The sequence below is a fragment of the Pseudomonas sp. Tun-23181 genome (genome assembly GCF_057415455.1).
Genome location: NZ_CM171630.1, coordinates 315,820 through 337,852, shown reverse-complemented (window position 1 = coordinate 337,852; position 22,033 = coordinate 315,820). Strand labels below are relative to the sequence as shown.

Annotated in this window: 23 protein-coding genes and 2 pseudogenes; 10 read left to right on the top strand and 15 right to left on the bottom strand. The window is 67.0% G+C overall.

Annotated elements, in window-relative coordinates; genetic code table 11:
• The first annotated feature begins 7 nt into the window (after positions 1–7).
• Positions 8–778 carry an NAD(P)-binding domain-containing protein gene (locus ACDI39_RS01915; RefSeq protein WP_225790083.1) on the top strand — a complete coding sequence of 257 codons (771 nt, stop codon included), beginning with the start codon at positions 8–10 and terminating at the stop codon, positions 776–778.
• Between the two features lie 77 nt (positions 779–855).
• Here the strand turns inward: ACDI39_RS01915 and ACDI39_RS01910 are convergent, their stop codons facing one another.
• A complete protein-coding gene (locus tag ACDI39_RS01910; protein ID WP_262923650.1) occupies positions 856–2,337 on the bottom strand; it encodes an FAD-dependent oxidoreductase in 1,482 nt (493 codons plus the stop codon).
• A 241-nt stretch (positions 2,338–2,578) separates the two neighbouring features.
• Here ACDI39_RS01910 and ACDI39_RS01905 point away from each other — a divergent pair, with 241 nt between their 5' ends.
• Both ACDI39_RS01905 and ACDI39_RS01900 read left to right on the top strand, forming a co-directional pair.
• Complete coding sequence (locus ACDI39_RS01905; RefSeq protein WP_225790082.1) at positions 2,579–2,929, top strand: cupin domain-containing protein; 351 nt, start codon at positions 2,579–2,581, stop codon at positions 2,927–2,929.
• A 12-nt stretch (positions 2,930–2,941) separates the two neighbouring features.
• On the top strand, positions 2,942–3,280 hold the full coding sequence (locus ACDI39_RS01900) for a RidA family protein (RefSeq protein ID WP_486537379.1): 339 nt from the start codon (positions 2,942–2,944) through the stop codon (positions 3,278–3,280).
• 39 nt (positions 3,281–3,319) lie between these two features.
• Here the strand turns inward: ACDI39_RS01900 and ACDI39_RS01895 are convergent, their stop codons facing one another.
• The 3 genes from ACDI39_RS01895 to ACDI39_RS01885 form a co-directional block, all read right to left on the bottom strand.
• Positions 3,320–4,375 carry a GlxA family transcriptional regulator gene (locus ACDI39_RS01895; RefSeq protein WP_225790080.1) on the bottom strand — a complete coding sequence of 352 codons (1,056 nt, stop codon included), beginning with the start codon at positions 4,373–4,375 and terminating at the stop codon, positions 3,320–3,322.
• A 180-nt stretch (positions 4,376–4,555) separates the two neighbouring features.
• The gene (gene argE / locus ACDI39_RS01890; RefSeq protein ID WP_225790079.1) at positions 4,556–5,716 is read right to left on the bottom strand and encodes an acetylornithine deacetylase; all 1,161 of its coding nucleotides are present in this window, start codon (positions 5,714–5,716) and stop codon (positions 4,556–4,558) included.
• Positions 5,709–6,386 (bottom strand): DUF1028 domain-containing protein, encoded by a 678-nt coding sequence (locus ACDI39_RS01885; RefSeq protein WP_253080069.1) that lies wholly within the window; start codon positions 6,384–6,386, stop codon positions 5,709–5,711. The genes argE and ACDI39_RS01885 overlap by 8 nt, the downstream gene beginning before the upstream one ends.
• A 270-nt stretch (positions 6,387–6,656) precedes the next feature.
• Here ACDI39_RS01885 and ACDI39_RS01880 point away from each other — a divergent pair.
• Both ACDI39_RS01880 and ACDI39_RS01875 read left to right on the top strand, forming a co-directional pair.
• A pseudogene (locus ACDI39_RS01880) lies at positions 6,657–8,046 on the top strand (flavin-containing monooxygenase).
• Complete coding sequence (locus ACDI39_RS01875) at positions 8,046–8,462, top strand: RidA family protein (protein WP_225790076.1); 417 nt, start codon at positions 8,046–8,048, stop codon at positions 8,460–8,462. Before ACDI39_RS01880 ends, ACDI39_RS01875 begins: the two are co-directional and overlap by 1 nt.
• Before the next feature lie 86 nt (positions 8,463–8,548).
• On the opposite strand, the gene ACDI39_RS01870 is transcribed toward ACDI39_RS01875, so the two are convergent.
• Both ACDI39_RS01870 and sodC read right to left on the bottom strand, forming a co-directional pair.
• Positions 8,549–9,454, bottom strand: coding sequence for a LysR family transcriptional regulator (locus ACDI39_RS01870; protein ID WP_225790075.1), 906 nt, complete (start codon positions 9,452–9,454; stop codon positions 8,549–8,551).
• Between the two features lie 152 nt (positions 9,455–9,606).
• Positions 9,607–10,122, bottom strand: a complete 516-nt coding sequence (gene sodC, locus ACDI39_RS01865; protein ID WP_253102330.1) for a superoxide dismutase [Cu-Zn] SodC — start codon at positions 10,120–10,122, stop codon at positions 9,607–9,609.
• A 197-nt stretch (positions 10,123–10,319) separates the two neighbouring features.
• On the opposite strand from sodC, the pseudogene ACDI39_RS01860 reads away from it, so the two are divergent.
• Positions 10,320–10,583, top strand: a pseudogene (locus ACDI39_RS01860) (short chain dehydrogenase); the annotation flags it as partial.
• A 146-nt stretch (positions 10,584–10,729) separates the two neighbouring features.
• Positions 10,730–12,295, top strand: a complete 1,566-nt coding sequence (locus ACDI39_RS01855; protein ID WP_253102328.1) for a sensor domain-containing diguanylate cyclase — start codon at positions 10,730–10,732, stop codon at positions 12,293–12,295.
• Between the two features lie 132 nt (positions 12,296–12,427).
• Here ACDI39_RS01855 and ACDI39_RS01850 read toward each other — a convergent pair whose 3' ends face one another.
• The 9 genes from ACDI39_RS01850 to ACDI39_RS01810 all read right to left on the bottom strand — a co-directional run bounded on the left by ACDI39_RS01850 (position 12,428) and on the right by ACDI39_RS01810 (position 18,377).
• Entirely contained in the window at positions 12,428–12,709 is a 282-nt protein-coding gene (locus ACDI39_RS01850; protein WP_253102326.1) for a hypothetical protein, read from the bottom strand.
• A gap of 132 nt (positions 12,710–12,841) precedes the next feature.
• A complete protein-coding gene (gene ureG, locus ACDI39_RS01845; RefSeq protein ID WP_225790070.1) occupies positions 12,842–13,462 on the bottom strand; it encodes an urease accessory protein UreG in 621 nt (206 codons plus the stop codon).
• Positions 13,463–13,473: 11 nt separating this feature from the next.
• Positions 13,474–14,148: an urease accessory protein UreF gene (locus ACDI39_RS01840; RefSeq protein ID WP_225790069.1), complete on the bottom strand. Its 675-nt coding sequence runs from the start codon at positions 14,146–14,148 to the stop codon at positions 13,474–13,476.
• Entirely contained in the window at positions 14,148–14,693 is a 546-nt protein-coding gene (locus ACDI39_RS01835) for a HupE/UreJ family protein (protein ID WP_225790068.1), read from the bottom strand. The genes ACDI39_RS01840 and ACDI39_RS01835 overlap by 1 nt, the downstream gene beginning before the upstream one ends.
• A gap of 19 nt (positions 14,694–14,712) precedes the next feature.
• Complete coding sequence (ureE, locus tag ACDI39_RS01830) at positions 14,713–15,192, bottom strand: urease accessory protein UreE (protein ID WP_225790067.1); 480 nt, start codon at positions 15,190–15,192, stop codon at positions 14,713–14,715.
• A 10-nt stretch (positions 15,193–15,202) separates the two neighbouring features.
• Positions 15,203–16,906: an urease subunit alpha gene (gene ureC / locus ACDI39_RS01825; RefSeq protein WP_225790066.1), complete on the bottom strand. Its 1,704-nt coding sequence runs from the start codon at positions 16,904–16,906 to the stop codon at positions 15,203–15,205.
• Positions 16,903–17,220: an urease subunit beta gene (locus tag ACDI39_RS01820; RefSeq protein WP_253102324.1), complete on the bottom strand. Its 318-nt coding sequence runs from the start codon at positions 17,218–17,220 to the stop codon at positions 16,903–16,905. Before ACDI39_RS01820 ends, ureC begins: the two co-directional genes overlap by 4 nt.
• A 10-nt stretch (positions 17,221–17,230) precedes the next feature.
• Positions 17,231–17,533, bottom strand: a complete 303-nt coding sequence (locus ACDI39_RS01815; RefSeq protein ID WP_225790064.1) for an urease subunit gamma — start codon at positions 17,531–17,533, stop codon at positions 17,231–17,233.
• A 10-nt stretch (positions 17,534–17,543) separates the two neighbouring features.
• The gene (locus tag ACDI39_RS01810; protein WP_225790063.1) at positions 17,544–18,377 is read right to left on the bottom strand and encodes an urease accessory protein UreD; all 834 of its coding nucleotides are present in this window, start codon (positions 18,375–18,377) and stop codon (positions 17,544–17,546) included.
• A 382-nt stretch (positions 18,378–18,759) separates the two neighbouring features.
• On the opposite strand from ACDI39_RS01810, the gene ACDI39_RS01805 reads away from it, so the two are divergent.
• From ACDI39_RS01805 to ACDI39_RS01795, 3 genes are all read left to right on the top strand, one after another.
• Positions 18,760–19,779 (top strand): branched-chain amino acid aminotransferase, encoded by a 1,020-nt coding sequence (locus tag ACDI39_RS01805; RefSeq protein WP_225790062.1) that lies wholly within the window; start codon positions 18,760–18,762, stop codon positions 19,777–19,779.
• Between the two features lie 161 nt (positions 19,780–19,940).
• On the top strand, positions 19,941–20,621 hold the full coding sequence (locus tag ACDI39_RS01800) for a response regulator transcription factor (RefSeq protein ID WP_253080064.1): 681 nt from the start codon (positions 19,941–19,943) through the stop codon (positions 20,619–20,621).
• Positions 20,599–21,981 carry a sensor histidine kinase gene (locus ACDI39_RS01795; RefSeq protein WP_253091196.1) on the top strand — a complete coding sequence of 461 codons (1,383 nt, stop codon included), beginning with the start codon at positions 20,599–20,601 and terminating at the stop codon, positions 21,979–21,981. Before ACDI39_RS01800 ends, ACDI39_RS01795 begins: the two co-directional genes overlap by 23 nt.
• The last annotated feature ends 52 nt before the right edge of the window (positions 21,982–22,033 follow it).

The following is a 22,033-nucleotide window of genomic DNA, read 5'->3' as shown; positions in this document are numbered from 1 at the left end:
AGGCGGCATGCACAGCCTGGGCATCCTAGGGGTCGGCGAGCTGACCGAAAAAGTGGTACATGGCCTGCGCCGCAGCGGCTTCACCGGCGCCATCCTGCTCTCTCCACGCAATGCCCAGCGGGCCGCGGCCCTGGCCCGGGAATACGGTTGCCAGGTGCTGCCCGACAACCAGGCGGTGGTCGAGCAGGCCGAGCTGCTGGTGCTCGGCGTGCGCCCCGGGTCGCTCGGCGAACTGGCGGCGCAGGTGCAGGTGCGGCCTGGGCAGCGCCTGGTGTCGCTGGCGGCCGGGGTGAGCCTGGAGCAGTTGGCGACGGCCTTTCCTGGCGCCCGTTGCGTCCGCGCGATGCTGTCGTACGCGGCGCAGTACAACCAGTCCACCGTGGTGGTCTGCCCGGCGGATGGGCCCACCGAACAATGCCTGGGCCCACTCGGCAACCTGGTGGTGGTCGCTGACGAGTCGGCGTTCGAACTGGCCACCGTCGCGGCGTGCATGAACGGCTGGTTCTACTTCCTGCTGCACGACCTGCAGCAGTGGCTGAGCGACAAGGGCCTGCCGCCGGAGCAGGCGCGGGCCCTGGTGCTGGGCAACCTGCAGGACTGTGTGGCCAGTGCCCAGCGTCAGCCCGAACAGCCCCTCAAGGCCCTGGGCCAGGCGATCGCCACGCCGGGCACCTTCACTGCCGACGGCCTGGCGGTGCTCATGCACCAGCCTTCCAGCACGAGCTGGGGAGCGGCCTGCGAAGTGGTGCTCGATGGCCTGTTGACACGGTCGCGGTAGCGGTATTCGCGGGCACACCCCGAGGCCGGTTCAGCGGTCATGGGCTGCAAAGCAGCCCACGCGAGCCGCTGCGGCCCTCACAACTGCCGGTACACCCGCGCCGTATCCTCCTCGAAATACCGCAGCTCTTCCTGCCGCCGCACCTCGGACCAGCCCAACGCCGCCGCCATGCCCTGCGATAGCTGCTCCACGCGCTGGCGCCCCAGGTCCGGGTCCAGCCCCCAAGGCAGGCGCCGGCGCACCAGGTCCACCAGGCGTACCACATGCTCGCGGGCAACGAGGCGGGCAATGTCGTCCGCCGCCACCCGCTCCCGCTCGAGCATGCCCTTCGGCGCGGCGCCACGCTTGCCCAGCCGCCGCTCCACCGCCCGGGCGATTACCCGCGCCGCGTGGCGGTGGAGCATGATGGTCGAGCCGGTCAGGGTGAGCAGGTCCGGCTTGTCCGCCGCTTCGCTGAGGCGCACCGGCAGGTAGGCGGTGCGGCCGTCGAGGGTCGAGGTAGGACGCACGCCGCACCAGCAGTGCTGCACGTCGGCGCGGGTCAGCCCGAGCTCGGGGAACAGGTGGTTGGCCTCGCCGAGGATGTAGTCGATCTCGCTGTCCTGCACACGCACCTGGTCCGGGTTGTCGGTGAACGTCGACTCGGTGGGGCCGATGAAGTGGAAGTCGCGCCAGGGGAAGACATAGAACGGCTCGCCTTTGCTGGAGAACGCCTCCAACCCCTGGCCACGGTAGGACTCGGGCAGGCGCACCATGACGTTGACGCCCTTGATGCCCAGCACGCGCGTATCGCTGTCGCCACCAGCGCCCGGTACCCGGTCGACCCAAGGCCCGGCGGCGTTGATCACCACCCGGGCCTTGACCCGGGCCTGACCCAGGCATTCCGGGGCCTGCTCATCCAGGGTGACCCACCAGTGGCCATCGGCGCGCTCGAGCTGGCTGACGCGGGTGTAGGTGCGCAGCGTGGCGCCGCGCCATTCGGCGTCCAGCGCCGTGTCCACGCAGATGCGCTCGGGCCAGGCGTACATGTACTCCTCGAACACCCCGACTCCGCGCAATGGCCCGCCCAGGTCGGCGGCCATGGCACTCTCGCCTGCGGCCTTGTCCCGCGACAGGCGCCGGTAGGCCAGCGGCACCTTCCAGCCGCCCAGGGCCTCGACCAGGCGAAAGCCCATGTCCACCAGCCATGGCGGATAACGGTCGCCCTGGCGGAACGGATAATGGAAGCGGTGCTTGGTCAGGTGCCCGGGCATTTCCTTGACCAGCTCGGCACGACAGCGCATCACCTCGCGGGTGTAGCGCAGGCGCTGCCACATGTCGAGCGGGCGCAGCGGGATCTGCCACAAGGGGTAGCGCGCAGCCAGGTAGCCCAACCCGGAATACAGCATGCGGCTGGAGCGGGATGAGGTGCCGGCGCCGATATCGCCACGGTCCACCAGCAGGGTGCGGAAATTGCGCGCGGCCAGTTGCCGGGCGGCGGCGCAGCCCACCGCGCCAGCGCCGACGACCAGCACGTCGAAGCATTCGCCGTCGAGGCGCTCCAGTGCCGAGCGGGTCATGCGGCGTGCTCCATTGGGATGGCCTGGGTGTTTTTCATGTCGAGGGTCTCCGGTTTCTTGTGATTGTCCCGACACGATAGAAAGCCTCCTGCCTTGCCCCCTAGAACATCCATGACAACTTGCATAAGCCGGCGGCCACCTTCCATGACTCGTCCCAGGCGTTATATGGCCGGCCAGCGCCCCGGTGCGATAGTCCCTGCATGACCACCCCTGCTCGCAACACCTCAAGGAGCCTGTTTTCATGAGCCAAGTACTGACTGTCGTGCGCAATGCCGCCGAATCGCCCCTGGGCGAGCTGGCACCTGCCAAGTTGCCGATCGGCGAGCCGATCGCCCAGGCCGCCACCGGGCAACACCAGACCGATGAGGCGGTGAACGCCAGCATCGGCGTCTGGGAAAGCAGCCCGGGCGTGTTCCGCCGGCACCTGAAGAACCGTGAGTTCAGCCATATCGTCAGCGGCTGGTGCACCTTCACCCCGGACGGTGGCGAACCGGTGGAACTGCGCGCCGGCGATGCCGTGCTGTTTCCGGAGAACTGCGAGGGCGTGTGGGATATCCGCGAGCCCCTGCGCAAGACCTATGTGCTGTTCTGAAGGAGCGCCAGGATGATCGAACGTATCAACCCCGGAGCGCGCGCCAGCCAATTGGTAATCGTCGATGGGCGCATCGAGACGTCGGGGATCGTGGCCCTGGCGCCTGGGGATATCGCGGCGCAGACCCGCTGCGTGCTGGCCCAGCTCGAAGACTGGCTGGCCCAGGTCGGTGCCACCAAGAGCAACCTCACCCGCATGCAGATCTGGCTGGCCGACATGGGCGAGTTCAAGGCGATGAACGAGGTGTACGACGCTTGGGTTGGCGACCAACCACCGGTGCGGGCGTGCGTGGGCGCGGCGTTGGCAGCGCCTGAGTACCGGATCGAGATCCAGGCCTTCGGGCAGCGTTGAGAACGCCGGGGCTGCTGTGCAGCCCCTACAATCCTCCTGCTACAACTCCGGGTCCAGCCCCACCTTGTCCCCATGCCAGTCGAAGCGTTCCACCTCATGCCGCCGCTTGCGGAAGCTGTACGGCGTCTCGCCATACTGCTTGCGAAACCACAGGATGAAGTGCGAAGCATCGGAAAACCCGCAAGCCAGGGCGATGGTGGTGATGTTCTGGCTGGTATTGACCAGCAGCCGCCGCGCATGGTCCAGGCGCAGCTTGCGCCAGTAATTGGCAGGCGGCTCCTGAGTGTTGGCGACGAACTCCCGGTGCAGTTGCCGGGGGTGGGTGCCGACCGCCTCGGCCACAGCCTTGAGGGTCATCGAGGCATCCAGGTTGGCGCGCATGAAGGCAATGGCGCGCTGGACACGATCGTTCTGGTAGACGCTGGCCGCTTCCTCCCGCGCCTCCTCCGCCCGCTCGTCCACCAGCAGGTACTCCAGGCCCTTCTGCGCCCGCACCGCGCCGCAGTGTCGGCGGATCAGGCTGGCCGCCAGGTCGATGGCGGTGCCGCCGGGGCAGGTGATGATGCCGCGATCGTCCACGTAGCTCTTGTCGATCACCATGGTGGCCAGGGGAAAGCGCTCCTTGAACTCATCGCGCAAGGTGAAGTGCACCGCGCAGCGCCGGCCATCGAGCAGGCCGGCCTTGCCCAGCACGAACGAGCCGGAACACAGGGCGATGATCGGTACGTTCGCCGCATGCAGGTCGCGCAGCGCCTCCAGCAACCAGGCCGGCGGATTGCGGGTCTCGCCCAGCAAGCCGCCGGCGAGGACGATGTAGTCGTACTGCGCCCACAGGTTCAAGGGCTTGGTCGGCGAGACGGGCATGCCGCAACTGGCGCTGATCGGCTGGTCGTCGAGGGTCATCCAGTCCCACTGGCAGTACACCTGCTGGCTGCGGAACGACTTGTCGGCGGCAAAGCGCAGCGAGTCCACCAGGCCGGCCACCGGCACCAGGGTGAACTGGTTCATCAGCACGAAGCCGACGCGCAGTTCCGGCTTGACCGATGTGGCGATCTGCGGGGCTTGCAGGGGTTCTACTCGTTCTTGGGAAACCATGGACGCGGGCCTTGCGACATCCGGGATAACGCCATTCTAAGGGGCGGTTTCGGTCCGGCATATCATATCGATCCCAAGAAATAGTAGATCCAGGACAAAAGGTGAGCTGGGTTGGCTGAACTGCCGGTCAGTCAAGACGTTCTGTTGCCATTTGGGGCCGCTTCGCAGCCCCCTGCACACTCAATGCCCCCTGAGATACGCCAGCAACCGCCCAAGCATCGCATCGCACCCTTGCAACTGCTCGACACTGAGGTACTCATCCGGCTTGTGCCCCTGGTCCATGCTGCCAGGCCCGCACACCACGGTGGGAATGCCCGCCTGGTCGAACAGCCCGCCTTCGGTGCCGAAGGCCACGGTGGTGAACTCGCTCGAACCACTGAGCAGAGCGACCCACTGCGCCGCCTCGCTGTCAGCCGGGGTGGCCAGCCCCGGGTAGGCGCTCAGCGGCTGCAGGCGGATATCGCTGCCGGCATCCACCGCACGCATGCGCGGCAGCAGCTCGGCCTCGGCGTAGGTCTGCAACTGGTCGACCACGGCCTGCGCCTCGAAACCGGGCAAGGCACGTACCTCGAAGTCGAACTCGCACTCGGCCGGGACGATGTTCAGCGCCCTGCCCCCTTTGATCACGCCGGTCTGCACCGTGGAGAACGGCGGGTCGAAGCGGGTGTCGTGCTGCTCCGGGCGGGCCAGGCCGTCGCCGATCTCACCGAGCCTGCCGATCAACCGCGCCGCGTATTCGATGGCATTGACCCCATAGGGCGCGTAGGCCGAATGGCAGGCCGCACCGTGCACCTGGCAACGCATCGCAAGCTTGCCCTTGTGGCCGAGCACTGGCTTGAGTTCGGTCGGTTCGCCGATCAGGCACAGGCGCGGCTTGTGCGGGCGCTGCTCGAGGGCCGCGAGCATGGAGCGCACACCCAGGCAGCCCACTTCCTCGTCATAGGAAAACGCCAGGTGCACCGGCACCTTCAAGGGTTCGGCGAGCATCGCCGGTACCGCCGCCAGCACCGAGGCGATGAAGCCTTTCATGTCGGCGGTGCCGCGCCCGTACAGGCGGCCATCCTGTTCGCTCAGGCGAAACGGCTCGACACTCCAGGCCTGGCCATCCACCGGTACCACGTCGGTATGCCCGGACAACACCACGCCGCCGCGGTCCGTGGGGCCGATGGTGGCGAACAGGTTGGCCTTGGTGCCTTCGGCGTTGTGGAACAACTCGCTGTGCACGCCCAGGCCCGCCAGGTAGTCGCGGACGAAGGCGATCAACTCGAGGTTGGAGTCGCGGCTGACCGTGGCGAAACCGACCAGCCTGGCCAGCAGCTCACGGCTGGTGAACTCACTCATCGCCAGGCACCCCGTAGCTCGGCGCGGCGGTGGGGTTCAGGGCGCGGGTCACGTAGTCCTGCATCTGCGGCCGGTAGGCCTGCCAGAGCTGGTCGAGGGCCGCGATGGGGTCTTCGTCCGTCCAGTCCACGCGCAGGTCGACCAGCGGCCAGGTCAGCTCGCCGGCGATCTTCAGCGCCGCCGAATGCACAGGCCCCGCCTCGCCGCCGGCGGCGATCGCGGCGTGCATGGCGGCCAGCAGGCGGTCAGCCAGGTGCCCGTCGGCCTGTTCGAACGCCTCGACCATGGCTTCGATGACCTGGGTGGAGGTCAGCAGGTTGCCCGCCGCCGCGCATTGCTCGCCCGCCACGGCGTTGTGCACGCCCAGGGCCTCCTTGCCGGTGAACAGCGCCACCTGGCCTTGGCTGTCGATCACCGTGACCTGGCGATACTCGCTCCAGCCGTTGGCGCTGAGTACCCGGTCCAGGGCGGCGGCAGGTGGCAGTTGGGCCTGCTCCAGGACATCGAGGATCTGCGGGCCGAGGGCCGGCAAGGTGATGTTCTGGGTGGCCACGGCACCCACACCGGCGCGTACCCAGGGGCAGCGGGCGCCCACGGCGATGCTCGACGAGCTGATGGCGATGCCCAACTGGCCGGTTTCCTGGCAGCGGCCAATGATGGAAAAGGTCATGTCTGCGACTCCTGATCGTGTCTGTCCCATGCACTGCGAAAAGCGAACTTTCGCGTAATCGAAGGCATTCTGGGCAGAAGCGGCCGGCCCACGAAACCACCTTTTTCCTGGGTCTTGGGCAGGAAAAAACTAAGCCGGGCCAAGGGCCAGGAAATTGCCCGCGCCAATGGCCTCCAGCATGGCTCAAAGCCCCGTATCACAAGGCCTTCGTCAATTTATGGGCAAGCATTAGCTAAATAATAATTTCGCGATCCAAAGCGCATCCCTAGTCTGGCCCCAGGCAAAGACGGTCTCCCAACCGACCTGAATAAAACCGCCTTTCAAGAAGGGATCGGACATGACAATGAACACAATCGAAATCGACACCCTCGTGGTGGGTGCCGGCCAGGCCGGCGTGGCCATGAGCGAGCACCTGAGCAAACTCGGCGTGCCCCACCTGGTGCTGGAGCGCAAGCGCATCGCCGAAGCCTGGCGTACCGGCCGCTGGGATTCCCTGGTGGCCAACGGGCCGGTCTGGCACGACCGCTTCCCAGGGCTGGAATTCGACCTCGACCCCGATGCCTTCGCTGGCAAGGACCAGGTCGCCGACTACTTCGAGACCTACGTGCGCAAGTACAACCTGCCGGTGCGCACCGGCGTCGAGGTGAAGAAAGTGGTGCGCAACGCCGACCGCCCGGGCTTCACCATCGAAACCAACGAGGGCATGATCCACGCCAACCGTGTGGTGGCCGCCACCGGCCCGTTCCAGCGCCCGGTGATCCCGGCCATCGCACCGAAGGACGAACGCCTGCACCAGATCCACTCGGCCGCCTACTACAACCCCCAGCAACTGCCCGAAGGCGCGGTGCTGGTCGTCGGTGCCGGCTCCTCGGGCGTGCAGATCGCCGAGGAACTGATGCGTGCCGGGCGCAAGGTCTACCTGTCGGTAGGCGCCCATGACCGCCCGCCACGCAGCTACCGTAACCGTGACTTCTGCTGGTGGCTGGGCGTGCTCGGCGAATGGGACGCGGAAATCGCCAAGCCTGGCCGCGAGCACGTGACCATCGCCGTCAGCGGCGCCCGTGGCGGCCATACCGTCGACTTCCGCGCCCTGGCCCACCAAGGCATGACCCTGGTCGGCCTGACCAAGGCCTTCGCCGACGGCGTGGTCACCTTCCAGCCCGACCTGGCCGACAACATCCGTCGTGGCGACGAGAACTACCTGGCCCTGCTCGATGCCGCCGATGCCTACGTCGAGCGCAACGGCCTGGACCTGCCGGAAGAGCCCGAGGCCCGCAAGCGTCTGCCGGACCCTGCGTGCATCAGCGAGCCGCTGCTGCAACTGGACCTGGCCGAGGCTGGCGTCAGCACGATCATCTGGGCCACCGGCTATGGCGTGGACTTCAGCTGGCTGCAGGTCGATGCCTTCGACGCCAATGGCAAGCCGCAGCACCAGCGCGGCGTGTCCAAGGAGCCTGGCGTGTACTTCCTCGGCCTGCCCTGGCTGTCGCGCCGTGGCTCGTCGTTCATCTGGGGCGTGTGGCACGACGCCAAGCACGTGGCCGGCCATATCGCCACCCAGCGCACCTACCTGGCCTACCGCGACCGCGAGCAGCGCGCGGCGGATGCCGAGCACACCCCTTCCCCGATCAAGAAAGTCAGCACCCTCGGAGTTCACTGATGCCTACCCATACCCGTATCCGCATGTTCAACACCAAGGCGACCTACCCCAACCAGTCGCTGGACAACGACCTCTGCCAGGCCGTGCGCGCCGGCAACACCATCTATGTGCGCGGCCAGGTCGGCACCGACTTCGAAGGCCGCCTGGTGGGCCTGGGCGATCCTCGCGCCCAGGCCGAGCAGGCGATGAAGAACGTCAAGCAACTGCTCGAGGAGGCCGGCTCGGACCTGTCGCACATCGTCAAGACCACCACCTACATCACCGACCCTCGCTTCCGCGAGCCGGTGTATCAGGAGGTCGGCAAGTGGCTCAAGGGTGTGTTCCCGATTTCCACCGGGTTGGTGGTGGCGGGGTTGGCCCAGCCTGAGTGGCTGATGGAGATCGATGTGATCGCGGTGGTGCCTGAGCAGGTGTAGGCCCTTTACCCATTTTGGGGGCGCTTCGCGCCCCTTTCCGACCGGCCCGGCCGGAAAGGGCTGCAAAGCAGCCCCAGGACTACGGCTCAGAACCGCGCCAGCTCCTCCCGGCAGAACTCGACGAACAGCTGCGCCGGCTTGGTCAACTGCACCCGCTTCAAGCGCGCCGCCGCAAGCCCCGACAGGGCCACCGGCTCGGCGATGTCCACGGTCACCAACCGCTGCCCGTCATAGGTGCACTCCGAATGCGGCCGGGTCACCAGCAGCGAGAACCCGAACCCCTGCCCCACCATCCCCCGCACCATCTCGATCGACGGCGAACTGAAAACGATGTTCGGCGTCAGCCCCAGCTCGTTGAACAGGCTGACGAAGTAGGTACGGCTGGGCGCCACGTCGAGCAGGATCATCGGCTCCGGGCACAGGTCGCGCAGCGACACCTGGGCCTGTCCGGCGAAGCGGTGCTTTTCCGGCAGCAATACATAAGGTTTCTGCGGCGGCATCAGGGGTTCGGCCTCGATGGTACCGTCCAGGTCATGGTCGTAAAGGAAGGCCAGGTCGAAGGTACCGGCGGTCAGCCCCTGGATCAGGTCCTGTTGCTCGCCGTCGCGCAGGCGGATGTCCACGCCGGGGTAGCGCTCGCGAAAGCCGGCGATCAGCCTGGGCAGGTACAAGGGCGCCACGGTCTCGAAGCAGCCGATGTCGATCTGTCCGGCCACCGTGTCGTTGTCGGCCAAGGCATTCTGCTCGAACTCGTGAGTCATCTGCAGCAGGGCCTTGGTCTTGGCGTAGAAACGCTTACCGCTGGGGGTCAGCGACACGCCCTGGGCATGGTGGCGGATGAACAGCTGGACGCCGAAGCTCTCCTCCAGGCTCTTGATCGCCGTCGAGATCGACGGCTGGGCGATGTACAGCTGGCGGGAGGCCTCGGCCACGCTGCCGGCCTCCACGGTGGTGACGAAGTACTTGAGTTGTCGCAAGGTATAGGAAGCCACAGGCACCTCTCTGGCGCCTAAGGGCGGCGCGCGGGGATCTTTCCTGCCACCTTACCCCAGCGCCGGCCTGGCGGGCGCAGGAAAGACGCAAGGATTTGCCTAAGGCCTGGGCATATTTGCGCTATCCAGGCCGGCCCCGCGCAGGGGTGGCGCTACTGCACCACCCCGCAGGCCACCCGATCCCCGCCACCACCGAGCTTCTCGGGGTGGTCGCTGTGGTTGTCACCACCGGCGTGCACCATCAAGGCATGCCCCTTGAAGTCACCGGCCTTCAGGCGTGGTGCCAGCACCGGGTAGGTCGCCGTGCCATCGGCCGCGACATACAAGGCCGGCAGGTCGCCACGATGGCCACTGTCGTCGTAAGGGCCCTTGTGGGCATTGGTGGCGTCCGGGTCCCAGTGGCCGCCGGCGGCACCGGCCGGCACCGGCTTGCCGTTTTCCTCGGCCGGCTCGCACGAGGGCCGCTGGTGCAGGTGGAAACCGTGCACGCCCGGTGGCAGGTCCTTCAGGTCTGGCGTGAGCACGGCGCCGTACTGGCTCTGCTCGATGCTCACGGTACCGATCGGCTTGCCGGACCCGTCGGGCGCCGCGAGCGTCAGCTCCACGGTCTGGGCGGCCTGGGCGAGGCCAGCGGCGGCCAGCAATGCGGTCATTAGCACTGTTTTCATGACGATTCTCCATGGCTTGGATGCGTCGGGCGTCGTACCCGCCTGGGCAGGCACGCAACGCGCCCGCATAACAGGTGGGACTGCCCAGCCTGGCGACGATTCCATCCAATCACGGCCGGATACACGTCCATCCTGTGGAAGGAACCTCCTGGCCCCTGGGCTTTCTACCCAGCATCCCAGCGAAGGAGGCCCGTCCCATGCTCGACCCTGCAACCGGCATGCAACCTGGCGAACGCTATACCCTCGACAACGAGGAGCGTACCTGGCAGTTCTCCGGTTTTTTCCTCGACGGCAAGTACTACCTCGGCCCCGACCTGCAGACCGCCCTCGGCTGGCTGGAGGGCACGCGCTTCTACTACGACGATGTCGACCCGGACGGCCAGCCGATCTTTCCCGATCGCCTGGCCGGCACCATCGAGGACTTGGTCCTGACCCTGGCCGACGGCACGACGCTCAAGCTGCTAGGTTCGCTGCAAGGCCACCCGAGCGACCGCCGCAAGGGCCTGTGAGGCACACGCCGCCGATCGGCGAAACGGCCGGGCCGCCCGGCGATTCTTGACGAAGCGGCCATACTTGGACTCCGTCGCCCCTGCGCCGAAGGCCCCGCATGCCCAGCCGCCGCCCATTCTTCGACTTGCGTACCCTCGTGCTCGGCATGATAGTGCTGGCCTGCCTGGCCACCTTGTGCAACAGCCTCTACGTGGCCTACCGGGTGCAACGCGACGCCCTGGTGCAGGTCGCCCTGCAGGCCAACCAGGCCTACGCCAGCAAAGTGGCGTCGAGCATCGGCGAATTCCTCCGCTCGGCGCACAGTCACCTGCGCTACAGCGCCGGCCTGCTGGCCGCGGGTCTCGACGATCCAGCCCTGCTGCGTGCTGAAGCCGTGCGCTTGCAGGCCCAGGACGAGGACTTCAATTCCATCGTCATCGCCAATGCCGAGGGCCACGTGCTCACGGCCTACCCGGACATCCGCCAGATCGCCAGCCTCCCGTACCGCTCGCCCGAGATCCAGCAAGCGGTGAGCGAACGCCGCCCCCTGGTCAGCCGGGCCTACACCTCCCAGGGCGGCGACCTGGTGGTGTTCATCTGCGAGCCGATCTTCGCCGACGATGGCCGCTTCCTCGGCATCGTCGGCGGCTCGGTGTTCCTCAAGAAAGAAAGCGCGCTGCATACGGTGATTGGCGCTCACTACCACCACGATGGCACCTACGCCTTCGTCGCCGATGCCAACGCGCGCCTGCTCTATCACCCGGACTACCAACGCATCGGCGAAGCGATCAGCGGCAGCCCGACCCTCAGCGCAGCGCTGCGCGGCGAGAGCGGCACCCTGCAAGCCCCCAACTACATCGGCATCCCCATGCTCGCCGGCTTCGCCCCGGTACCCGCCGCCCATTGGGCCGTGGTGGCCCAGCAACCCGAAGCGCGTGCCCTCGCCCCGCTCACCGAACTGATGCGCAAGATGCTGCTGCATATCCTGCCGGCCAGCGTGGTCGGCCTGCTGCTGGTGCTGTGGATGACCCACCGGCTGACCCGGCCACTGCGCCAGTTGGCCCGCCGCGCGACCCACCTGACGGCCAACGAGGCCGGCAAGGAGCAGCCGCGAATCGATGCCTGGTATGCCGAGGCCGCCGCCATCCGCAGCGCCCTGCTCACCGGCGAGCGGCTGCTGCAGGACAAGCTCGGCCTCCTGCGCCTGGAAGCCCAGAGCGACGCCCTGACCGGGCTGGCCAACCGCCGGGCACTGCAGGCCGCCCTAGACACGCTCATGGCCAGCGGCCGCGACTTCGCCGTACTGGCCCTGGACATCGATCATTTCAAGCGGGTCAACGACACCCACGGCCACGATGCCGGCGACGAGGTGCTCAAGCACCTGGCCAACCTGCTGCGCCATGGCTCGCGTAGCCACGACCTGGCCTGCCGGGTCGGCGGCGAGGAGTTCACCATGCTACTGCCGGACACTGGCCCGGCCGATGCCCGGCAAATCGCCGAACGTATCCGCCAGGCCGTCGAGCAGGCCGAGACGCCCTACGTCGGCCGGCTGACCCTGTCCATCGGCGTGGCCTGCCGCCAGCCCGATACCCTGCTGGCCGAGACGGTACTCAAGCAGGCCGACGAACAGTTGTACAAGGCCAAGCAGAATGGGCGGAACCGGGTCGAGGCGCTCACATCCTGATGCCGATGATGTGCGACGTTGAAACGGAGGGTGCGCTGCTGGGTTTTCCAAACGAAGCGCGCAAAGGGCTGTCGCTACCTACGTATGCCGGATACCACCGCAACCTCTCCCGGTAGTATCCAGCCATTCACGTCATTCAAACTCAACGTCGGCAAGTACGCAGTCATCCCCAATACGCTTGTAGCCCAGCTCGCAGGGTATAGGTAGCACCGGCCCGATCGACCTGGGTGTTCTGCGCAGTGGCACCTGCTCCGGATTGGCAGCCTCGCCATCCCCCCGACTGTTTTCGGCCACGTTCTGCCCGATGCCGACGGGGCTGGTCGTCTTCGGCATCACTGCCGTCGCCTCCTGCGCCTGTGCGACCTGGACCGGCCCTGCGATCGCCAGCAAGGCAACCATCACCGTTACTTTCATGATTAGCGCTCCTCGGTTTGCGTTGGTCGGCCTTATGCCAACAACCGGCAAACGCTACGCAGTACCCGAGCAGAGATACATCTGGAAAGGGTGCGCGCTCCAGCCTTTGGCAGCCGCTAGGCGCAGGCCCGATCACCTGACGCCCAGCATCCCCCGCTCGACGATGAAGTCGATCACCGCCTGCAGCCCCTCGCCCTTTTTCAGGTTGCTGAAGGTCCACGGCCGCTCCGGGCGCATGCGCTGGGTGTCGCGCGCCATCACCTCCAGCGAGGCGCCGACGTACGGCGCCAGGTCCGTCTTGTTGATCACCAGGAAATCCGACTTGGTGATGCCCGGCCCGCCCTTGCGCGGGATCTTCTCGCCTTCGGCGACATCGATCACGTAGAGGGTCAGGTCGGCGAGCTCCGGGCTGAAGGTAGCGCTCAGGTTGTCGCCGCCGCTTTCCACGAAGATCACCTCGAGGTTGCCGAAGCGGCGCGCCAGCGCTTCCACCGCGGCCAGGTTCATCGAGGCGTCCTCGCGGATGGCGGTGTGCGGGCAGCCGCCGGTTTCCACGCCGACGATGCGCTCAGGCTCCAGGGCGCCGGCCTCGGTGAGGATGCGCTGGTCTTCCTTGGTATAGATGTCGTTGGTCACCACGGCGATCTGGTAATGATCGCGCATGGCCTTGCACAGCGCTTCGAGCAGCGCGGTCTTGCCGGAGCCGACCGGGCCGCCGACACCGACGCGCAGGGGTTGCTGGTAGCTTTGCATGGAGGCAGTCCTCAGGAACGGAACAAACGGGTGTATTGGGTTTCATGACGTGACGAGGCGATCGCCAGCAGCGGCAGGCCGCCACCGAGCTGGTCGTCCTCCAGCGCCAGGGCCTGGTCGAGCGCCGTCGGCAGCGCCTCGCCCAAGTCGCGCAGCAGAGTCTGGGCAGCCTGCTGGCCGAACGGCACCAGCTTGACGCCAGCCATCACCGCGCCTTCCAGCCAGGCATAGCCATGGCCCAGGGCCAACTGGCGTAGCGGGATCGACCAATGTGCACCCAACCAGGCCATACCGCCCAGTTGGCTGAGTTCGAGGCTAGCCCGCCAGGCCGGTGCCTGGGCCAGTTGCCAACCGTCCAGCAGGCGCGCCAGGGCGCTGCCGCGCTGGCGCTCCTCCAGGCGCAGCTCGGCGGTCTCGCGGTTGGCCAGCAGGAAGCGACTCCACTGGCCGAAGGCCTCGGCATCGCCGGCCTGGCAGGCGCGGTACAGGCGCGCCAGCACCGGCCAATCGAGATAGCCCAGGGTGTCGTGCAACTGCTCGCGCTGCCACGCGCCGAAACTCGCGACGTCGCCCACCCAGCCCACCTCGACGGCCCACTCCAGGCCCTGCGAGTAGGTGAAGCCACCCACCGGCAGGCCCGGGCTCGCCAGTTGCAGCAGGCGCAGCAGCGCCAGGTCGCTGTCCATCAGCCGGCCAGTACCATGGCGGCGCCGGCCAGCAGGCCGCCACCGAAGGCCTTCTGCAGGCCGCTGTGCCGACGCAGCAGGCAACCTACGGCGAAACCGGCCAGCAACAGCAGGCCGCTGACCGTGACGAAACCTGCGCTGAACAGCCAGAACGCGCTCGGCGTGGCCTCCACGCCATGGGCCCAGCCATGGAACAGGGCGAACACCGGCATGGCCAGGGCCAGCAGCAGTTGTCGGTCGGGCACCAACAGCGCGGCGGCGGCCACCAGCAGGGAACCGATGATCATCGTCTCCATGCCCAGCACGTCACCGAACAGGTGCCCGCATACGGCACCGGCGAACATCGCGCCCAAGGTCGCCAGAGGCAGTGCCAGGTTGCGTCGGGTCAGTGCCGCCAGCACACCGGTGCCCAGCAGCATCAACAGGTGGTCGAGGCCGGTCAGCGGATGCAGCAGGCCATCGTGCAGCGGGTTGCTGTCATGGCCCGGGTGAGCGAACGCAGGTACCGCTACCAGCAGCAGGACAAGGGCGAGGGTCTTTTTCATCGAGGGCTCCAACGGCAGTTCAGGAATGGGCGTGCAGACGCACGAAGGGGTGGTCGTGGCCATGGTTGTGCGGGGCGCTCTGGTAGGCGCCGGCTTCCGGCTCGAACGGCGCCTGCTCGGCCTCCACGGCCAGGCCGAGGCCGCGCAGCATGTCGTCCAGCACGTGGTCGTGCTGGTAGCGCAACAGGCCGGGTTCGATCTGCAGCGGGACATGGCGGTTGCCCAGGTGATAGGCAGCGCGGGCCAGCAGGTGCGGGTCGGCGCAGCGCACCGTGGACACCGCCTCCGGCGCGGCCAGCACGCGCACCACTTGCGTGCCGTCGGCGTCGGCGAGCAGCTCGCCGCCGCGCAGCAGGTGACCGCGCTCGAGCATCAGGCCCGCCTCGCGGCCATCGTCGAGGGTCACGCGCAGACGGCTCTTGATGCGGCTGTCCACATCCAGGGTGACGGTGCCGGTGACCGTGGCGGCCTCGGCGATCCGGCGGGTCAGGACAATCATGTTCGCTCCTTCAGAACAGGAAATAACGCTGGGCCAGCGGCAGTTCGCGGGCCGGCTCGCACACCAGCAGCTCGCCATCGGCGCGCACCTGGTAGGTCTGGGCATCGACTTCGATCACCGGCTGCAGGCCGTTGTGCAGCATGTCGGCCTTGCGCACCCGGCGGCAGCCCCGGGCCACGCCGATCAAGCTGTGCAGGCCGAGCGCATCGGGCAGGCCACGGTCCAGGGCGGCCTGGGACAGGAAGGTCATGCGCGTGGCATGCCGTGCCGCGCCCAGGGCGCCGAACATCGGCCGGTAGTGCACCGGTTGTGGGGTCGGGATCGAGCCGTTGATATCGCCCATCGGCGCCGTGACGATCATCCCGCCCTTGAGTACCAGGGCCGGCTTGACCGCGAAGAACGCCGGCGACCAGAGCACCAGGTCGGCCAGCTTGCCGACTTCCACCGAGCCCACCTCGTGGGCGATACCGTGGGTCAGCGCCGGGTTGATGGTGTACTTGGCGATGTAGCGCTTGACCCGGAAGTTGTCGCTGTACGCGCCATCCGGCGCCAGCGGCCCGCGGCGCAGCTTCATCTGGTGCGCCACCTGCCAGGTACGTAGCACCACCTCGCCGACCCGGCCCATGGCCTGGGAGTCGGACGAGGTCATGGCGAAGGCGCCCAGGTCGTGGAGGATGTCTTCGGCGGCGATGGTCTCGCGGCGGATGCGCGACTCGGCGAAGGCCACGTCCTCGGCGATGCTCGGGTCCAGGTGGTGACAGACCATGAGCATGTCCAGGTGCTCATCGACCGTGTTGACCGTGTACGGCAGGGTCGGGTTGGTCGAGGACGGCAGCACGTTGGCCTGCCCCGCTGCGCGGATGATGTCCGGGGCATGGCCGCCGCCGGCGCCTTCGGTATGGAAGGTGTGGATGGTGCGATCGCCGATGGCGGCCAGGGTGTCCTCGATGCAGCCGGACTCGTTGAGGGTGTCGGTGTGGATGGCCACCTGGATGTCCATCTCTTCGGCCACGCCCAGGCAACAATCGATGGCGGCGGGCGTGGAGCCCCAGTCCTCGTGCAGCTTCAGGCCCACCGCGCCGGCGGCGATCTGCTCGCGCAGCGCCTCAGGCCGCGAGGCGTTGCCCTTGCCCAGCAGGCCGATGTTGATCGGCAGGCTGTCGGCGGCCTGGAGCATGCGCGCTAGGTACCAGGGGCCTGGGGTGCAGGTGGTGGCGTTGGTCCCGGTCGCCGGCCCGGTGCCGCCGCCGATGAAGGTGGTGACGCCACTGGTCAGCGCCTCCTCCACCTGCTGCGGGCAGATGAAATGGATGTGCGAGTCGATACCGCCGGCAGTGACGATCTTGCCCTCGGCGGCGATCACCTCGGTGCCCGGCCCGACCGGCACGGTGACACCGGGCTGCACGTCGGGGTTGCCGGCCTTGCCGATCGCGGCGATACGCCCCTGGCGCACACCGATGTCGGCCTTGACGATGCCCCAGTGGTCGATGATCAGGGCGTTGGTCAACACCAGGTCCATGGCCTCGGCGGCGAGCATCTGGCCTTGGCCCATGCCATCGCGAATGACCTTGCCGCCGCCGAACTTGACCTCTTCGCCGTAGATCGTGAAGTCCTGCTCCACCTCCACCCACAGCGCGGTGTCGGCCAGGCGCACGCGGTCGCCGACGGTGGGGCCGAACATGTCGGCATAGGCCTGGCGGGAGATACGGCTCATGCCCTGCCCTCCAACGGCCCCATCACCTTGCCTTGGAAGCCGTATACCTCACGGTTGCCGGCGTAGGCCACCAACTGCACGGTACGCGCCTGGCCCGGTTCGAAGCGCACGGCGGTACCGGCCGGGATGTCCAGGCGAAAGCCTCGGGTCGGCTCGCGGTCGAACACCAGGGCGTCGTTGACCTCGAAGAAATGGTAGTGCGAGCCGACCTGCACCGGCCGGTCGCCGTGGTTGGCGACGCTGACGCTGACGGTCGTGCGGCCGGCGTTGAGCTCGATGTCGCCAGCGGCGACCTGGACTTCTCCGGGAATCATGCGGGGCTCCTCAGACAATGGGGTCGTGCACGGTCACCAGCTTGGTGCCGTCGGGAAAGGTCGCCTCGACCTGGACGTCGTGGAGCATCTCGGCGACGCCCTCCATCACCTGGTCGCGGCTGAGCACTTCGCGGCCCAGGCTCATCAGTTCGGCGACACTGCGCCCATCGCGGGCGCCTTCGAGCACCGCCGCACTGATCAGCGCCACCGCCTCCGGGTAGTTGAGCTTCAGGCCACGGCCCAGACGCCGCTCGGCCAGCAGCGCGGCGGTGAACAGCAGCAGTTTGTCTTTCTCTCTCGGGGTCAGCTCCATGGCGTTTCTCTCAGGTGGCCCAGATACGCGGCGGGCACGGCGCCAGGCCGAGGACGGCCGGGCGCAGCAGGTGCCAGAGGCGCTGCAGGGTGTGTTGCAGGTGTTGGTTGTCATGGTCGAGCAGGCGAATCACCAACAGTTGCCCGAGCAAGGTCGCGCCGGCGGGAATCTTTAGCTCATCGAGCAATAGCCGTACCTGTTCGAGCACAGCCTGGCCGGCGGGCGCCGCGCAGAACGTGGCGACCAAGGGGTGGTCGCCGAGCTTCTCCAGGCGCCCGCCGACGATGCGCAGGCGCTCGTGCAGACCCGGGTCGTCGGGCAGGTCGATACGCAGCCGGCTGTCCAGGCTGCCGTGGTCGAAACGCTCGTTCATCACTGGGCGTCCCAGGCACAGGGTTTCCCAGGCCAGCAGGCGGGCACCGGGCTCGAGGGTGAAGTGGCTGTCGAGGCTGGCGCGTGCGCCGGCGAAGAAAATGCTGTCCTGGGGCAGCCACTCCAGGGTGCTGCCAGCGGCCAGGTGAAAGCGCTGCGCGAGCCGGGCGGTGGGGCCGATGCTGCGGTAGAACTTGCTGGCGCCGGGCATGGTGAGCAGCGCATGGCTGCCCGCTTCCAGGTGAATGTCCAGGTCCAGGCGGTCGCCTGCGACGATGCCGCCCGGGGGGTGGAGGATGTATACATGGCACGGCGCGCCTTCGGGATGGAACGGCCGCTGCACCAAAAGAGGTCCGAAGTGTCGGCGCGCACCAAGACGGGTCACACCATCGCGCTGGACGAAGCGCAACTGCAGGTGGGCACTCCAGCCCTCCTGGTCATCCTGGTGTTCGATCTGTTCCGCCAACGACATTCTGGAGCCCCTGAAATCCCTGGCCTGACGGCCAGCTGCATGGCATTGCACGGCACCCATTGGCACCTGCCCTGACCAGTCGATCAAAATTCTCAGGCTGGATATTGCAGATAACGGGCCAGGCCCGCAGATGAAGGCTCATGAAGTCCTTGCCATGGCGCGCGCCAGCGCCGATCACAGGGGCTTGCCAGCGCACAACGCAGGGGCGAGACGGGCGCCCTGTTCCAGTGCCTGCCGCATACAAGGGCGAAGGATCGGGGACCTGCCCTGGTCCAATTCGTGACTGGACGTTTCCGATCCGCGGCGGATGTATTATCGTGGCGAGGTGCGCAAATAACAGCAGCCTGAGCGATCAGGCCTCTGCAAGACAATCGAGGGTGTCATGAGTAACGAGAGCATTAACTGGGACAAGCTGGGCTTCGACTATATCAAGACCGACAAGCGCTACCTGTCCTACTGGCGCAACGGCGAATGGGACAAGGGCACCCTGACCGAAGACAACCAGCTGCACATCAGCGAAGGCTCGACCGCCCTGCACTACGGCCAGCAATGCTTCGAGGGCCTGAAGGCCTACCGTTGCAAGGATGGCTCGATCAACCTGTTCCGCCCCGACCAGAACGCCGCGCGCATGCAGCGCAGCTGCGCCCGCCTGCTGATGCCGCAGGTGCCGACCGACGTGTTCGTCGAGGCGTGCAAGCAGGTGGTCAAGGCCAACGAGCGCTTCGTCCCGCCGCACGGCAAGGGTGCCTTGTACCTGCGTCCGTTCGTCATCGGCGTGGGTGACAACATCGGCGTGCGCACCGCTCCCGAATTCATCTTCTCGATCTTCGCCATCCCGGTCGGCTCGTACTTCAAGGGCGGCATGAAGCCGCACAACTTCGTGATCTCCAGCTACGACCGTGCCGCGCCCCAGGGCACCGGCGCGGCCAAGGTCGGAGGCAACTACGCGGCCAGCCTGTTGCCAGGCGCCGAGGCCAAGAAGGCCCACTTCGCCGACGCCATCTACCTGGACCCGCTGACCCACAGCAAGATCGAGGAAGTCGGTTCGGCCAACTTCTTCGGCATCACCGCCAACAACGAGTTCATCACGCCGAAATCGGCCTCGGTGCTGCCGGGCATCACCCGCCTGTCGCTGATGGAGCTGGCGGCCTCGCGCCTGGGCCTGAAGGTGATCGAGGGCGACGTGGAGATCGACAAGCTCGACCGTTTCGTCGAGGCCGGCGCCTGCGGTACCGCAGCGGTGATCACGCCGATCGGTGGTATCGAGTACAACGGCAAGCTGCACGTGTTCCACGACCTGGAGAAGGTCGGGCCGGTCACCCAGAAGCTCTACAACGAGCTGACCGGTATCCAGAGCGGTGACGTCGAGGCGCCGGCGGGCTGGATCGTCAAGGTCGCCTGACGGCTCGCCTTGCACTGACCACGGGGCATGCCAGCGATGGCATGCCCCGTTTTTTCTGGCCTGCCAGAAGCGGCCCCGTGTTTCCAGATGAATTTTTCTTAAATCCCCACTTGGCTATTCTTTGGCACAATCAGGTTTCCATTCGCTGCCCAGGAACCCGCATGCCCCGCGTACTGACCATCGAAGACGACGCCGTCACCGCCCAGGAAATCGTCGCCGAACTGTCCAGCCATGGCCTGGAGGTGGACTGGGCCGACAATGGCCGCGAGGGGTTGTCCAAGGCCATCGCCGGCGGCTACGACCTGATCACCCTGGACCGCATGCTCCCAGAGGTCGACGGCCTGACCATCGTCACCACCCTGCGCAACCTGAAGATCGCCACGCCCATCCTGATGATCAGCGCTCTGTCCGACGTCGACGAGCGGGTACGCGGGCTGCGTGCCGGTGGCGACGACTACCTGACCAAGCCGTTCGCCTCCGACGAGATGGCCGCGCGGGTCGAGGTGCTGCTACGGCGCAACAGCGTGCCCATGACCCAGACCCGCCTGCAGGTCGCCGACCTCGAGCTGGACCTGATCAGCCATGAAGCACGCCGCGGCGAGCAGACCCTCAACCTGCTGCCCACCGAGTACAAGCTGCTCGAATACCTCATGCGCCATGCCGGCCAGGTGATCACCCGGATGATGATCTTCGAAGAGGTCTGGGGCTATCACTTCGACCCGGGCACCAACCTGATCGACGTGCACATCGGCCGCCTGCGCAAGAAGATCGACCCGCCCGGCCAAACACCGCTCATCCGTACCGTGCGGGGCTCCGGCTATGCCATTGCCGAACCCGTCTAAGGGCTGGAGCTCCTCGACCAGCCGCCTGCTCGCGCTGTACAGCTTCCTCTTCGTGGCCTGGAGCTGCATCCTCATGGGGGTGCTGTACTTCGAGGTCTCCAGCTACCTGAACAAACTGACCCGCCATTCCATGCTGCAACGCCAGCACCTGTTCGCCCACATGAGCGGCAAGCAACTGGACGACGCGCTGATCGCCAGCCAGGCGTTCGAGGAGCGCAGCTTCGACGCCTACGGCCTGTTCGATGCCCAGCTCAACCCCATCGGCGGGCGGATCCGCGCCATTCCGCCGGAGCTCGGCCTGGACGGCCAGGTCCATGAACTGAAACGCTGCCTGGACGCCGATGACCCGCACATGCCTCGCGACAGTTGCGACGCGGTGGCGATCAAAGTGCAGGATGGCCGCTGGCTGATACTGGTACGCGACAACGGCTCGTTGTTCGTGGTCACCCGCATCATCCTGCATGCGCTGCTGTGGGGCATCTCCCTGACCCTGATCCCTGGTTTCGCCGGCTGGTACCTGCTGCGTCGCCGGCCACTCAAACGTATCCGCGCCATCCAGGCCCAGGCCGAGCTGATCGTCGCTGGCGACCTCACCCACCGCCTGCCGCTGTCGGCACGGCGTGACGAGTTGGACATGCTGGCCGCCATCGTCAATGCCATGCTCGACCGTATCGAGCGGCTGATGCACGAGGTCAAGGGCGTGTGCGACAACATCGCCCACGACCTGCGCACTCCGCTGACCCGCCTGCGCGCCCAGCTCTACCGGATTCGCCAGCAAAGCGGTGACGACTCGCCCGAGGCCGAGGCACTGGACCAGGCCATCGGCGAAACCGATACGCTGATGGCGCGCTTTCGCGGGTTGCTGCGTATCAGCGAGCTGGAGGATCGCCAGCGGCGTGCCGGCTTCGTCCAGCTCGATCCGCATGAGCTGCTGGTGGAACTGCACGATTTCTACCTGCCCCTGGCCGAGGACGGCCGCATTCATCTGTCCCTGGAGCAACCGGCGCAGTTGCCGGCACTGTACGGCGATCGCGAGCTGCTGTTCGAAGCACTGGCCAACCTGGTGGGCAATGGCATCAAGTTCACGCCCGAGGGTGGGCGGGTGTCCATCACGGCGACGCATGACGAGACGGGTGTGCATATCGCCATCGAGGACAGTGGGCCGGGGATTCCCGAAGAGGAGCGTGCCGCGGTGTTGAAGCGCTTCTACCGTAGCGAGGAAGGTCACCGGCACCCTGGGTTCGGGCTCGGGTTGTCGATCGTCGCGGCGATCGTCGACTTGCACGGGTTCAGGCTGGAGGTAGGGGCTGGTGGGCTGGGTGGGGCCAGGTTGGTCCTGCATTGCCCGCTGGTGGGGTGAGTCGGGGCTTCGCGGTGCAACCTCTGCATGGCTGGGGCCGCTGCACGCCCCT